The sequence below is a fragment of the Zobellia alginiliquefaciens genome, assembly GCF_029323795.1.
Lineage (GTDB): Bacteria > Bacteroidota > Bacteroidia > Flavobacteriales > Flavobacteriaceae > Zobellia > Zobellia alginiliquefaciens.
The window spans coordinates 4,466,986-4,480,502 of sequence record NZ_CP119758.1; the positions used below are offsets into that span (position 1 = coordinate 4,466,986).

Consider the following 13,517-nt stretch of genomic DNA (forward strand, 5'->3'; position numbering starts at 1 on the left):
ATAGAAACCATGGTCTTAAAACTATTTACTATAAGCCCGTATACTTCGTAATATTTTACACCACCTTCTTCTCGCTTAAATATTTCCAATATCTTTTAGGAACGTGCTGTTGGTGTAATTTTAGGTTGATGCGGAATTTGATATTGGTGCTCTTAAAGTAGTTGTTCCAAAGGTCTTGGTAGTTGTATTCTTCCTCACCAAAGTGAACACTTTTTTTCAAACTATTCGTGTAGGCGGCCTCAAGTTCTAAAGTTATAATTTCAACCTGATTCATATCATAGAAAATACCGTACTTGCGTTTTACATCATAAATCAACCATTGTTGGTCTGCATACCTTGACCTGAAATGTTTAGTAATTAACGGTAATACATCAAAATCCGGTTCTATATTGGAAAAGTAAATATTATCTTTTGTCAACTGAAACCGTACAAATGCTTCCATTCTATGTTTTTCCCTGCCTACGGACCTTGCCAATTGACTAATTTTTAAAACGGTACTATCTGAATAATCCGAAGAAATAGAAGAGGCCGAAGCAAACATTTTTCTAATATATCTATACAACAACAATTCAATGCCCTTAGTTTCGCTCAAATAGGCAAAATAGATGTCTTTGATGGCGTTATGACTTTTCTTGTGAATACCGTTCCAGACTCTTTTTGCTTTGTCCATTTGAGTAAAAATAGTTTCAGTTTCTGAAAAAAGTCCGCTTTGTGAAGATGAGTTTTTTTGAATATCCACCACTTGGGCCTTTTCATCAAAAGCCACAAAAATGGCCGTTAGAAATCCATTAAAACTTCCGTCGTAAATTAAGGTTTTTGTAGCATTCATAGTTTCATGTTTTTTCACTGTTCATATGGTCTTCCAGAAGGCACTATCAACTAAATAACTGCAATTGATTACTGTATTCCTTTCTAAATTTCCCCACTGAATTCTGGAGAATCAGGCCTTTGATTTTTGTTCCTTCCCTATCTTTATGTTCCCAAGTATTAGAGTCGCAAACAATAAAATATTTTGCTCGGTTAAGGGCTACACCAATTTTCTTAAGGTGCTCCCAGTTCAACTTACGGTAGCGTCTAGCACTGATTATTTTATGAACCGATTTCATACCAAGACCCGGAACACGGGCCAAAACATTCTTATCCGCCTTATTGATGTCCACCGGAAAATACTCCATGTTTCTCAAGGCCCACCCCAATTTTGGGTCTACATCCATGTCCAAGTTAGGATGGTCGTTATTCAATAGCTCTTGAACGCCAAAACCATAAAATCGTAACAACCAATCTGTCTGGTATAATCTATTTTCCCTTAGCATTGGTACCTGTGTGCCAATAGCAGGTAATCTACTGTCTTCTGCAACAGGAACATAACCAGAATAATAGACCCGTTTCATGTTGTAATTTTTATAATAATGTGTTGCGGAATACATGATATCCTTATCAGATTCTCCTGTTGCACCCACAATCATTTGAGTGCTCTGGCCTGCAGGGGCATATTTGGGTGTACTTTTAATGATTTTTTTCTCTAACTTATATTGAATAATTTCATTCTTCACCTTTAACATGGGTTTTGTGAAATCTTCATGTTTTTTATCGGGAGCCAATAGCTTCAGTCCGGAAATGGTAGGCACCTCAATATTTACGGACAATCTATCCGCATACAATCCAGCTTCACGCATGAGCTCGTCACTAGCTCCGGGAATAGATTTAAGATGTATATAGCCATTGAAATTTTCTTCCAGCCGAAGCTTCTTAGCTACTGCCACCAAACGCTCCATGGTATAATCAGGACTTTTAAAAATTCCGGAACTCAAAAAAAGCCCTTCTATATAATTCCGCCTATAAAAATTTATGGTTAAATCTACTACCTCTTGAATCTTAAAAGCGGCCCGTTGTACATCATTACTTTTTCTAGTAACACAATACGCACAATCAAAGATGCAATGGTTGGTCAATAGAATTTTTAATAAGGATACACATCTGCCATCTTCCGTATAACTGTGGCAAATGCCCATTCCGCTGCTGTCTCCCAAACCTTTTGAATTGTTTTTACGAACGCTTCCGCTACTTGAGCAGGAAACATCATACTTGGCCGCATCAGCCAAAATGTTCAATTTTTCTTTTATTCTATCAAAAGATGATGTCATTACGGTATTTGTATTTATTCCAAAATTATGGAAAAAATCCATACAATGGATATAATCCAAATAATATTTTGGAGTATATCCAAATTGTGTATATTTGAGGATGAAAGGGTAGCAGAGTTTTTCTAATTCTGTTAATCACTTCGCTAACAGATGTAATTCTTGACCTCTATGGAAAATGAAATAACTTTAAAGCGCTTTACGGATATACGTAGAGAACTGGGCTATACACAGGCAGAGTTTGCTAAATTGATTGGAGTGTCCAGTACTACTGCGGATATTGAACGTGGACGGACAAAACTGTCCGGTAAAGTGGTGATGGAACTTTTAAAGAAGTTTAAGATAAATCCGCTATGGTTGTTTGGTGACAGTGATAATCAGTTTTTAGAGACTTCAAAGGTTAGCGTTATTCCTAAGGTAGTAACTGTTGACAATGCCGGAAACGATAATATGGTTTTAGTAAATGCCAAAGCTGCGGCGGGATATCCGCAGAATATAGCGGATACCAGCTGGTATGAACAACTTCCCGCTTTTGACCTTCCCATACCAGAGTTTAGAAATGCAACATACCGTGGTTTTCAGGTAGATGGGGATAGTATGTTACCCAATTTAAGGTCAGGGGAGTGGGTCTTAGCTAAAGCGGTGGAGCATATTGATGATGTTAGCCCTAATAAAATGTATGTTGTGGTTTTAGAAGATGCCGTTTTGGTGAAAAAGGTTGAAAAAAGACCTAATTCAAATAATGTCACGTTGGTCTCTCTGAATGAAACCTACCCTCCGTATGATATTAAACCCTTTCAAATTCAGGAGATTTGGGAGGTGAGCAGTAGAATTACCTTTGGGGAGGATGCTACTACGGAAAAAGGACTACTAAGACAATTGCAGGAATCAATGGATGAACTAAAAAGTCAGCTACAGCATGTTAAAAAAGTGTAGTCCGTTTTTTAGGACTCCGCTAGTTTTAAATTGTAAACTCCGCTTTCCCTTGTTGTAAAACCTAGGCTTTTATAAAGTTTGATTGCCGCTGTTCTGTGATGACCTGAAAACAAAATGATTTCATCTAGGTTTAAGTGCTCGGCCTCAGCAAGAAGCTTTTGCATCAATTTCCTTCCAATTCCTTTTCCACGATGTTCGGAATTGACCACCACATCTTCAATTAGACCTCTATACCCAGAAATAACCTTGTACGTTGCCAAAAGTGCTATTCCAATAATATGACCTTCGTGCTTGCAAGCTGCAAAAACTACGTGATTGTCATCTTGAAGTATTTGATGCAAAGGTCGCTGTTTGTTTTTGTCGTTCAGCTGTTTGTATAAGTCCTGAATTTCTTGTTGAACCTGATCGTTAAGATTGAATTTATGTAGAATTTCGATGGTCATGCCTAGTAATTTGAAAATTTTGAAGTAAACTACCTCGGGACGAGCCCACGAAGCATTAAAAAAAATAGTGTTTAATATCGAGGTAAGCCTCGAAGCAATTAATCTCGATTATCGAGTAAAATTAAGAATATATTGGAAGCAAAAGTACGGGTATATCTTAAAATTGATACAAAAAACTGACTAACCAACCTTTGAAGTAACTGATTTTAGGATTAATACATTGTATTAGGATTGGCCGATGTTTTAGGAATTTGCTGAATGGAATCCCAGTGTTCACAAATCTTCCCTTTTTCATCAAACCGAAAGAAATCCATGGTGATGTATTGGTCATTATCTGGCCAGATTTGATGCGTATGTAGCGCAACCAAGTTTCCTTCTGCAACAGATCGCACAAAGTTGATGGACTTTTTTGGGTACTCACGGTGCATGCGCTCAAAATAATCAATAAAACCTTTTGGCCCGTTGGCTACATCAGGGTTATGTTGAATGTATTGGCCACCACAATACTTTTCAATAGCAGCTTTAGGGTTACCTTCATAAGCCATTCTGTAAAAGGCTATTGCATTTTTCTTGTTTTCTGCTGTGTTCATAAATTATAATTTTAAATGGAAGAAATTCATTCCCTATTAGTTATAGTGAAAATGATATTTTTATTCCCTGAATAATCATATCCGTACCAATTATAGCAATGATAAGTCCCATGAGTTTTCCGATTACCGATATGACGTTGTTTCCAATTTTTTTAATGAACATTTCGCTCAGCATAAATGTAAAATAGGTCATTAGGCACATGGCAGCAAAAATTAAGATAACAATTCCAATCTTAAGGTATCCCGCGTTGGAAACAAAGTTCATTCCGGTTACAATAGTACCTGGTCCTGCCAATATGGGAATTGCAAGTGGAGAAATCGCTATGTTTTCATCAATGTGTGTTTCTTTAAGATGCTTTACATTGGATTTTTTGGACTGGAGCATATCAAAACCTACAACAAAAACCAAAATACCTCCCGTAATCTTAAAAGCTGGTATTGTAATTCCAAACAGGAGAAATATAAACTTCCCAAGCACCAGAAAAATGGTAACGATTATAAAGGCCGTAAAGGTGGCTCTTTTGCCAATGTTGCGTTGGGTTTGCCTATCGGCACCTTCAACTAAGGATAAAAAAACCGGCATGTTAGAAAGTGGATTCATTATGGCAAAGAAACCAGTGAACACGGTAATAGAAAAGGTAAGAAGGTTATCCATTCAAAATTGAAATTTCTTTAGACCTCAGGATGAAAAAAGTGTTTCAAGCTATATGGCGTAAAATTGCTATTCTCCAAGGCTTAGATTAAAACATAGTACGTACAAGTTAAACAAAAAAAGAAGACCAAATGAGGGAGACACTCCTCTAATGAATGGGTTTTGGCTTAAGGTTCATTTTTTTGAACAAAGAACTCTATGAACATTCAATTTGAGGTAGCCTAGAACGGCGAATTGGTTTAACTCAATTTTCTAATCTACAATCCCATTAATGGGGGAAAGCTACGTAAAAATGCTTCCTTAAAGCTGGCCGGCTCCGTTTTATGGATTAGAATACTGTTACAAGCATTGAACTTCATAAACGATTCTAATTCCCTGCTTAAAGCATCTGCAAAGGCTTCGGTTTTTCTTAAACTAGGTTCTAAGGTTAACTGGTGAATGTGTAAAACTTTTTCTTTTCTATCGGCCTTGCTATCCATTCGGGCTACTAATTTACCGTCCCATAAAATAGGTAAGGTAAAATAGCCATGTTTTCTTTTGTGTTGGGGTACATAGCACTCCAGGGTATAATCAAAATTAAAGAGGTCCGTCATTCTTTTTCTTTGAATGAGGAGATTATCAAAAGGAGATAAAATTTTAAGTTTCTTTCTGGCCAAAGGTTGGTTTAGGAGTTTTAGTGCTTCGGGAAGTACGTAATATGCAGTGTTGGAAACGTTTACCAGTTCTATTTCGCCAGTATTCAGCATGGTATCCAAAGCGTTCGTAACCAATGGTTTTACGTTTTTTAGCAAATAGGTTATTTCTGGGAGTGTTCCTAGTCCGTTTGTTTGTAAATATTTCTTAACCATAAACCGGCCATATTCATCTTCCGTAGGTATGACTGTACTGATATCATTAGGTAAAACCCGTTCGGTAAGGTCGTATACCTTATGAAAATTGATACGTTTGGTAATCATTAAATCGCCCTGCATAAACAGATTTTCTAACGCTTGTTTTGTCGGTGCCGTTTTCCATTCTCCATGTTTCTTCCCCTTTTTATCAAAGTCCTTTGCCATTAAAGGGCCTTCGTGTGTTATACGTTCAACAACTGCTTTCATGAGCTTCTCATCCCTTTTAAACCAATGTTTTTGTTTTCCGGAAGCAATGGCAGTTTTACGAGGAAGACTAAAGCGATATTCAGTCATAGGTAAAAAGGCGGCGGCATGAGACCAATATTCAAACACTTTTTTATCCGCAACTAAGGCTGACAGATGGTCGGCCTTATAGTTAGGATTGCGGTTATACAGGGTGTGATGGTGTGCCCGCTCAATTACCGAAATAGTATCTATCTGAATATACCCCAAGTGTTCAATTGCGAAGAGTGTGGCATTTTGGGTAGAACCAAGCTGTTTTTTAGCAGGTAATCGCTGGGAAAGCAATGCCAATTTTTGGGCTTCTTTAAGTGAAAGGCTTTGTTCTTTTAAACTCATGTATCTAATTCAGGTCAAATTTAATACGAAGATAAGGGCACTCCAATTTTTGTTTACTTTTTTATGGTATTTGTGAGATTCCCATGAAAATTAAGGTGGATTATTGGATAATGTTAAAAACTACTTAAAAAGTGACTTAAAAACATAAGAAAAAGTGTATTTCATCCGTTATTTAAGCAATTCATCCTATTTTCGTTCATCTCAAACAACCAAAGTCCCTTTCGTAATGCAGAAATATAAAATTTTAATTGCTTCTGCGCTCATTGTTTTTACGCTGTCAGCGCTTACGTCCCGAGTATTTCGTTCAGAATCAGAAACTAAAGTCCAAAAAGCAGAAACCGCAGTTACCACTTCGGAAAAAGCTCCCCGAAATACAAAAGAAATTCACCTTTACGCTTCCCGACAAAAGGATTTACAAACTGCCTTAAAGGCTTATTTTAAGAAAGCAATTGCCAAAGGAGATGTTGTTGGGGCAGGAGTGAGCATTGTAAAAGGAGATTCTATATTAATCTCAGACGGATTTGGAAGAAAGAATAGTGTTGAGAATAATACCGTAAATGGCGAGACTGTTTTTAGGCTAGGTTCATTATCCAAAGGGTTTGCAGGTATGTTAGCGGCAAATATTAAGGACGAAGGAAAAATAAACTGGACGGACCGGGTAAGCGATTACCTTCCGGAGTTTGAATTGGGCGATGGTTCCAATACCAAAAATGTTACCCTGGCCAATATTCTTTCGCATACTTCCGGGACACCGTACCACAGTTATACTAATTTGGTAGAAGCAGGCCTTCCTTTAAACGATATTGCCAAACGTTTTAAAGAGGTGATGCCCATTAGTAAGCCGGGAATTATGTATAGCTATCAAAACGCCATGTTCGCGCTTTGTGGCGAAATGATGAAAAAAGCTACGGGTAAAAAGATAAACACACTTTTAGATGACCGCTTTTTTAAGCCGTTGGAAATGTGTACTACCTCTACAGATTATGAAACCCTAACGCACGAGCTTAATATTGCTATGCCACATGTAAAAATCAGACATGGTTGGAGAGCGGCTAAAATTAGGGACAACTACTACAATGCGGTTGCAGCAGGGGGAATAAGCTCTAACGCGCATGATATGGGCCGTTGGATGCGTTTTTTATTAGGACACAATCCTGATATTATGAAGAGCGATGCCATAAACGAGGCATTTAATCCGTTTATAGAAATTTCAGGACATAGTAAATACTACCAAAGATGGCCAGGCCACACTAGATCTTATTACGGATTTGGATGGAGAATCCATAAATTCACCGAAGGCGATAGCAATTTTGAAAAAACCATCTGGCACCACGGTGGAAGCGTGAACAACTACAGGAATGAAATTGCCGTGTATCCGGAGGCCGATTTAGGTATCTGTGTGCTATTGAACAACAATTCGCCCATTGCCAAAACGGTGATTCCGGATTTGTACGAGATAGTAAAAGAAGTCTACAAAAAAGACGAAGTAGCCACTCAAAAGATGCTTTAGCCCCCTATTCCTTTAAAAACTGAACCAAAGGTTTTATAAACCGCTCAAAACTCTCTATGTGAGGCAAGTGACCAATGTTGTCAATTTCTACCAATTGCGCGTTGGGAATACGTTCTTGGGTTGTTTTGCCCAGTTGGCTGTAAAGCCCCATAGTTTTTCGGACTTCCTCCGAAACCAAGGGTTTGCCCAAAGCCGTTCTGTCTCGCGTACCGATGATTAATAAGGTTTTAGCTTCTATATTTTTAAACTCGTATACTACGGGTTGGGTAAAAATCATATCATACGTGAGGGCGGCATTCCAGGCTATTTTTTCATAATCGGCATTTTTGGTCCAGCCTGCCAAAAGGTTCACCCATTGGTCATATTCAGGCTTCCATTTGTTATCATAGTAACTTTCTAACTGGTATTTTTTGATGCTCTCGTAATCTTTCTTCAATTCATTCTTATACCACCATTCTACAGGTTTGTAGGGTACTTTCAGTTTCCAGTCCTCTAGGCCAATGGGGTTTTCCAAAATCAATTTCTCCGTAGTATCGGGAAACATTAAAGCAAAGCGTGTAGCGACCATCCCTCCCATAGAATGCCCTAAAATGGCTGTTTTTGAAATGGATAAACTGTCCAACAAGCTTTTGGTGTTTTGTGCCAATTGCTGAAACGTATAATGAAAATGGTCGGGTTTTGAAGACTTTCCAAAACCTATTTGATCAGGAACAACAACACGGAACCCTTCTTTAGTCAATGCATCAATCGTCGTTTTCCAATAGGCACCGTTAAAGTTTTTACCGTGTAGCAAAAGAACGTTCTTACCGTTGTAGTCGTCCGGTTGCACATCCATATAGGCCATTTTTAAGGTCTGCTTCTGATTGTTCACCGTTATATCGGATACGGGAAGAGGATACTCATAATTAGCCAGTTCAATATCTAGCCATTGCAGTTCTTCCGATTGCGCGTTTGTAAACTGAAAGGCTATGGTTACAAGCAGTAGGATATATATTTTCTTCATAGATGAGAGTTTTGATAATTGTCTAAAAGTAAACCTGTAAAGGCTTGCGCAAAAGTACAAGAAGGGAATTCAAAAATTGGTTGCTATCAAAATGAATTTGAACCAAATACCACATATTCAAAACATCTATACATCTGAACCCCTGTAATGTTATACTATGGATGAAAAACGCCAGGCTATAAAAAAGAACTTACCATCTGGAATACATATGTATTGTATTAAACCAAAAACGTTTTAGGTCAAATTAAATAGATAGCGGTGTTTAAATTAGTTTCGATTTGTTAGACAATAATTTTCCGACAGGATATAAAATATACATGCTATGGATAGTACTTTAGGAATTGCAATAAGTGGATACAATAATTTTTTACGTCAGTTCAATAAAGAAAATACAGACGTTATAAATACAACTATATTATTTCAGAATACCCATGTTATAAGAGGGGAGAAGGCCGCGGAACTTTTCTATGACCAAGATAAGTTTACTAGGGAAGGGGCGACCCCTGATCGATTCAAAAAAACATTGTTTGGTAAAGGTGGGGTTCAAGGTCTTAACGGAGAAGCGCATGTACATCGTAAAAACCTGTTTATGCGTGAAATGACACCGGAATCCATTACTATATTTAAACAACATTTTATTAGAATATGGCACCAGTATCTAGAAAACTGGCAGAAAACTGAGGAAATTGTACTGTTCAGCGAAATGGAAAAAATTCTGACCGAGGCAGCTTGCTTATGGGTTGGTGTACCATTGCCCGATGAGGAAGTGGACTTGAGAGCTGAAGAACTGCATCATATGATCGATGGTGCCGGTGCCCTGGGTACACGGCATTACAAAGGCAAAGCGAGTAGAAAGAAAGCTGAGGATTGGATAACGTCTTTGGTAGAAGAAGAACGAAAGAAAGCTCCGGAGAATAATAATCCAGAAAACCAGACCATTTTACAGCGTTTTAGTGAATATAAAGATTTGGAAGGCAATCTGTTGGATGCCCAAACGGTAAGTGTTGAGTTACTGAACCTAATACGTCCTATTGTAGCGATAGCAAGATACATTGTTTTTATTGGGAAAGCCGTACACGAAAATCCGCAGTACTTGGAAAGATTACGAAAGAACGAAGATAACTTTCAGTGGCTGTTCGTGCAGGAGGTGAGACGTTTTTACCCATTCTTCCCCTATACCGCCGCAATAGTAAAAAATACCTTTACTTGGCAGGATACTGAATTTCAAGAAGGTTCTAGGGTATTGTTAGATTTGTATGCTACCAACCACGACCCCAAAAGGTGGAACGAACCTTCCGTTTTTAATCCGGACCGTTTTAGTTCGTGGAGTGGTTGCCCTTATGATTTTGTGCCCCAAGGTGGCGGTGACCACGAGCATAACCACAGATGTGCCGGCGAATGGGTTACCATAGATATTATGAAGTCCGCTTTGGACTTTTTGGTGAATACCATAGTTTACAGGGTTCCAGAACAGAATTTAAATATGAATCTTGCTCGTTTTCCCGCTATCCCGCAAAGTCGCTTTAAAATGACCGAAATATCAAGGAGAGTATCGTAACAATCAATTAGCCATACATCAGGTGACAGCCCAAAACAATATAGGTTATTGCTTTGGGCAGTCGCCCATGATTAACGGATAAGTAGAGGTGAACGTTATGACGGAACGGTCTTTGAACTTTGTTCCGGTCTCATCCATAGGACCATAACCTTCAATAAGGGCATTGTCTTTTATCATAAAAGCGACTTCACGTATGCTTTTCTTTCCTTCCGATTGAAATGTATAGTCTCCAATCAATTTATTGTCTTCTACCTTTCCTGAAAAATGACCGGTATTGGCATCTTTTTCATGTAAAACATAGTTGAGTTCGCCCTTTACTTTATTTCCCTTTACCTCGGTAATGTTGAATGCCAAACTGTTGTTGGTATCACTAAACCCGTAACAACCAGGTTGAAGGCTATCGCTTGTATTTGCTGAGGCATTGGCTGAACCATTTTCAACCGGTTTAAACCGCATCATAGAAACATCGCCCATCAAAAGGTTCAGTTTACCTTCATCATCCATACGGTAGGCCGTTATTTGTTTTATGGTTTTCAAAAAGAACGATTCCCCTTGGCCACAGAACATCATTGTAGTGGGGCCTGGTTCACCAAAAGAAAGTTTGTTGCCATTAATGGTAAATGGGGCGGAGTAGCCATTACAACTGTTGGTACCCTGAACACGACCTGTTGCTTCTACAAATGTAATCCGCGGCTTACGGTCTGGGTATAGCCCCTGAAAAGCAATACGGGGCCCGAAAAGATATTCCAGCTCCCAAAGGGTGCCGTAGAGTTTATTGTCTACCGTTTTTTTAGTGGATGAACAGGAGGTAAGAACAATGGTAAGGACTGCTATAAATAGGGCAGTGGGTTTTTTCATGGAATTGCTAGTTAGGGTTTGTAAGGTGAAAAATAACCTATTTCAAAGAAAGTCAACCAACAATACGATCAAAGACTTTGTTAATTTTCCGATACTATTTTTAAAGTGTTATTGTTGAAGGTTTTGTTAAAAACCTTACAGATTTCTGTAAGATAGATTTTGTTAATAGGTGTATCTTACAGGTCTTGTAAAAGAGATATAAAGCAACTTGTTGCTTGATATGATTGTTAGCAAATATTATGACAAAATATGGAACATGAAAAATACTTTCAATATTTCGACAGAGCCGTATTAAATTACTATCGAGCAAATTCCCATGCTTATCATTTAATTGAAGATGATATGGGCGGAGAAATTCGCATTTCAGATAATTGGGATGAAAATTTAAGTGAAGAACATCCATATATTGAATTCAAATTTGCATTTAGAAAATTAGAAAATAATTTCGTTTGTATTGCAGCATTCATGCCTTCTTTTAAAGATAAAATTTCTGAGAAAGACCACGCAAAATGGATTGCTTTTTATATTAAAAACCCATCGTTTCATAAAGTAAACAAAGGATTTGAGAGATGGACAAAACGATATTTGGATGGTTCTTGGGATGTAATGGATGGTCCAAAAATTGGAATTCAACGAGAATTAAAACTTATTAATTCAATTACCGAAACTAAACTGAACCACAAATTATTTAAGCAAGATGAATATAGGTTAGTAAACTATCCAGCTGCTGAAAATAGTGAAGAATACACGAAATCAATATTAGAACTTTATAGACTGGTTATCGATGGAATAGAAAAGAACTGCCTAATTAAAATTGCAAAAGAACAAAACATTACTCTGAAAGATGAGGGAAAACGTTTAAATAGTTTTAAAGAAATAATTCCTAGTAATCTACAATCCGAAATATATACGCCATTCCACAAAATAAATAGAAAGAGAATGCCCATTCATGGTATCCCTTCCAAAGGCATAACTCCTTATGCTGCATTTGAAACATTTAATTCTGATTTAGAAGATATATTTAGTGCTTTAAAAGAATTAAAAAATCTATTTGAAATAGTTTTTGATTTGGATTCAGAATCATGCTTACAAAGACTAGAGTCTTTGTCAATATTTCCAAAATTTGACAAACCACCAAGGCCTGAATTTAAGTTAGAGGAAGCTTTAAAAATGAAAGGAAAAACAATTGAAAGCATTGAATTTGGAGAAACTAAATTCCATAAAGATGTACATGCGGGAGAAGGTATAAATATATATTTTACTGATGGTACCGCTGTTAGTTTACAAATTGGTTCAAATGCATACAATATTGCGTCCAAGTACAACGAGATAAATCCGCCAGATATTCATACCGATATTATGTTGTTTTGGGCGGAAAAATTACGCAAGAAGAACGAAAAAAAATAACGCTTGCCAACACAGATGCTAAACGTAATGGCGACTTCAGGGCAGAACCGAAAGCTCTGAGTACATTTATTGTGTCGCTAAATCTTATGGATTTAGCTTTGGACAAGAAGAAATAAAACTAAACAATACGCTTTAACCTCGGTAATAGAAAATACCTTGTATGGATAAAAAATCTATAAGAAAAGACTATTTTAATTTTTTGCGAAATCCTACGTATGAGAAAAAGATTGAGGTAACCCCTTCTCGTAAATTAGTTATTTTATTTAAGGTTTTTGTATTGACTTACTTAGGAATATTTATTGTTACAATCCCGGAAACGATTCTGGTACACTTTGAAGTGTTTAAACCAGTTGAGATGAAATCAATTAAGATTTATGATTCCATAGTACAGCAAAGCAGTTATAAACCATATTTTCTCTTACTATCTGTTATCATTTATCCAATCTTAGAGGAGATTTCATTTAGACTACCATTAACTAATTTTAATGTAAGAAATTTTAAAATTTCGTTTTCGGTACTTAGTGGACTGCTAATTTCTTTTTTACTTGTTGATATTCTATGGTGGCCTTCCACTAACATTACATTTTTTTTACTCGGGATCTTCTACATTTTAGTTATAAGTTGTATTGTTTTCATTTTATTGAACTACAAACGTGATGCATTTGTTAATTTAAAAATAAGATGGAATCAGAAACCAAATATTATATTTTATTCAAATGCAACTTTATTTGCATTCATGCATATCTTCAACTTAGACTTAGATATTTATGACGTAATTTTTTTACCTCTAATTTTGCTGCCTTTTTTTATATTTGGTATTAATTTCGGCTATGTTCGAATTCGATTGGGATTAAAATATTCTATTTTATTGCATATGGTAATCAATGGGTTAGTGCTTGGTCTAAGAGAGCTGGCATAGTACTATGAGTTAACTAAACTTAAACCCAATT

At 37.0% G+C, this 13,517-nt stretch carries 13 protein-coding genes; 5 read left to right on the forward strand and 8 right to left on the reverse strand.

Annotated features, from left to right (window positions below; genetic code table 11):
• Positions 1-55: 55 nt before the first annotated feature.
• Both P0077_RS18295 and P0077_RS18300 read right to left on the reverse strand, forming a co-directional pair.
• The gene (locus P0077_RS18295; protein WP_276166644.1) at positions 56-829 is read right to left on the reverse strand and encodes a TIGR03915 family putative DNA repair protein; all 774 of its coding nucleotides are present in this window, start codon (positions 827-829) and stop codon (positions 56-58) included.
• A 46-nt stretch (positions 830-875) separates the two neighbouring features.
• A complete protein-coding gene (locus P0077_RS18300; RefSeq protein WP_276166645.1) occupies positions 876-2,186 on the reverse strand; it encodes a putative DNA modification/repair radical SAM protein in 1,311 nt (436 codons plus the stop codon).
• A 126-nt stretch (positions 2,187-2,312) separates the two neighbouring features.
• Here P0077_RS18300 and P0077_RS18305 point away from each other — a divergent pair, with 126 nt between their 5' ends.
• Positions 2,313-3,077 carry an XRE family transcriptional regulator gene (locus P0077_RS18305; RefSeq protein ID WP_276166646.1) on the forward strand — a complete coding sequence of 255 codons (765 nt, stop codon included), beginning with the start codon at positions 2,313-2,315 and terminating at the stop codon, positions 3,075-3,077.
• A gap of 8 nt (positions 3,078-3,085) precedes the next feature.
• Here P0077_RS18305 and P0077_RS18310 read toward each other — a convergent pair whose 3' ends face one another.
• The 4 genes from P0077_RS18310 to P0077_RS18325 all read right to left on the reverse strand — a co-directional run bounded on the left by P0077_RS18310 (position 3,086) and on the right by P0077_RS18325 (position 6,231).
• The gene (locus tag P0077_RS18310) at positions 3,086-3,520 is read right to left on the reverse strand and encodes a GNAT family N-acetyltransferase (protein ID WP_276166647.1); all 435 of its coding nucleotides are present in this window, start codon (positions 3,518-3,520) and stop codon (positions 3,086-3,088) included.
• 212 nt (positions 3,521-3,732) lie between these two features.
• Positions 3,733-4,110, reverse strand: a complete 378-nt coding sequence (locus tag P0077_RS18315) for a nuclear transport factor 2 family protein (protein WP_276166648.1) — start codon at positions 4,108-4,110, stop codon at positions 3,733-3,735.
• 40 nt (positions 4,111-4,150) lie between these two features.
• Positions 4,151-4,765, reverse strand: a complete 615-nt coding sequence (locus P0077_RS18320; RefSeq protein WP_276166649.1) for a MarC family protein — start codon at positions 4,763-4,765, stop codon at positions 4,151-4,153.
• Between the two features lie 254 nt (positions 4,766-5,019).
• Entirely contained in the window at positions 5,020-6,231 is a 1,212-nt protein-coding gene (locus P0077_RS18325; RefSeq protein WP_276166650.1) for a winged helix-turn-helix domain-containing protein, read from the reverse strand.
• Positions 6,232-6,457: 226 nt separating this feature from the next.
• Here P0077_RS18325 and P0077_RS18330 point away from each other — a divergent pair, with 226 nt between their 5' ends.
• Complete coding sequence (locus tag P0077_RS18330; RefSeq protein WP_276166651.1) at positions 6,458-7,741, forward strand: serine hydrolase domain-containing protein; 1,284 nt, start codon at positions 6,458-6,460, stop codon at positions 7,739-7,741.
• A gap of 4 nt (positions 7,742-7,745) precedes the next feature.
• Here P0077_RS18330 and P0077_RS18335 read toward each other — a convergent pair whose 3' ends face one another.
• Complete coding sequence (locus P0077_RS18335) at positions 7,746-8,744, reverse strand: alpha/beta fold hydrolase (RefSeq protein WP_276166652.1); 999 nt, start codon at positions 8,742-8,744, stop codon at positions 7,746-7,748.
• A gap of 322 nt (positions 8,745-9,066) precedes the next feature.
• Between P0077_RS18335 and P0077_RS18340 the strand changes: the two genes are divergently transcribed.
• The gene (locus P0077_RS18340) at positions 9,067-10,302 is read left to right on the forward strand and encodes a cytochrome P450 (RefSeq protein WP_276166653.1); all 1,236 of its coding nucleotides are present in this window, start codon (positions 9,067-9,069) and stop codon (positions 10,300-10,302) included.
• 45 nt (positions 10,303-10,347) lie between these two features.
• Here P0077_RS18340 and P0077_RS18345 read toward each other — a convergent pair whose 3' ends face one another.
• The gene (locus P0077_RS18345; protein ID WP_276166654.1) at positions 10,348-11,160 is read right to left on the reverse strand and encodes an META domain-containing protein; all 813 of its coding nucleotides are present in this window, start codon (positions 11,158-11,160) and stop codon (positions 10,348-10,350) included.
• Positions 11,161-11,409: 249 nt separating this feature from the next.
• On the opposite strand from P0077_RS18345, the gene P0077_RS18350 reads away from it, so the two are divergent.
• Together P0077_RS18350 and P0077_RS18355 are read left to right on the forward strand one after the other, a co-directional pair.
• A complete protein-coding gene (locus P0077_RS18350; protein ID WP_276166655.1) occupies positions 11,410-12,567 on the forward strand; it encodes a hypothetical protein in 1,158 nt (385 codons plus the stop codon).
• A gap of 160 nt (positions 12,568-12,727) precedes the next feature.
• Positions 12,728-13,486: a CPBP family glutamic-type intramembrane protease gene (locus P0077_RS18355; protein WP_276166656.1), complete on the forward strand. Its 759-nt coding sequence runs from the start codon at positions 12,728-12,730 to the stop codon at positions 13,484-13,486.
• Positions 13,487-13,517 lie beyond the last annotated feature (31 nt).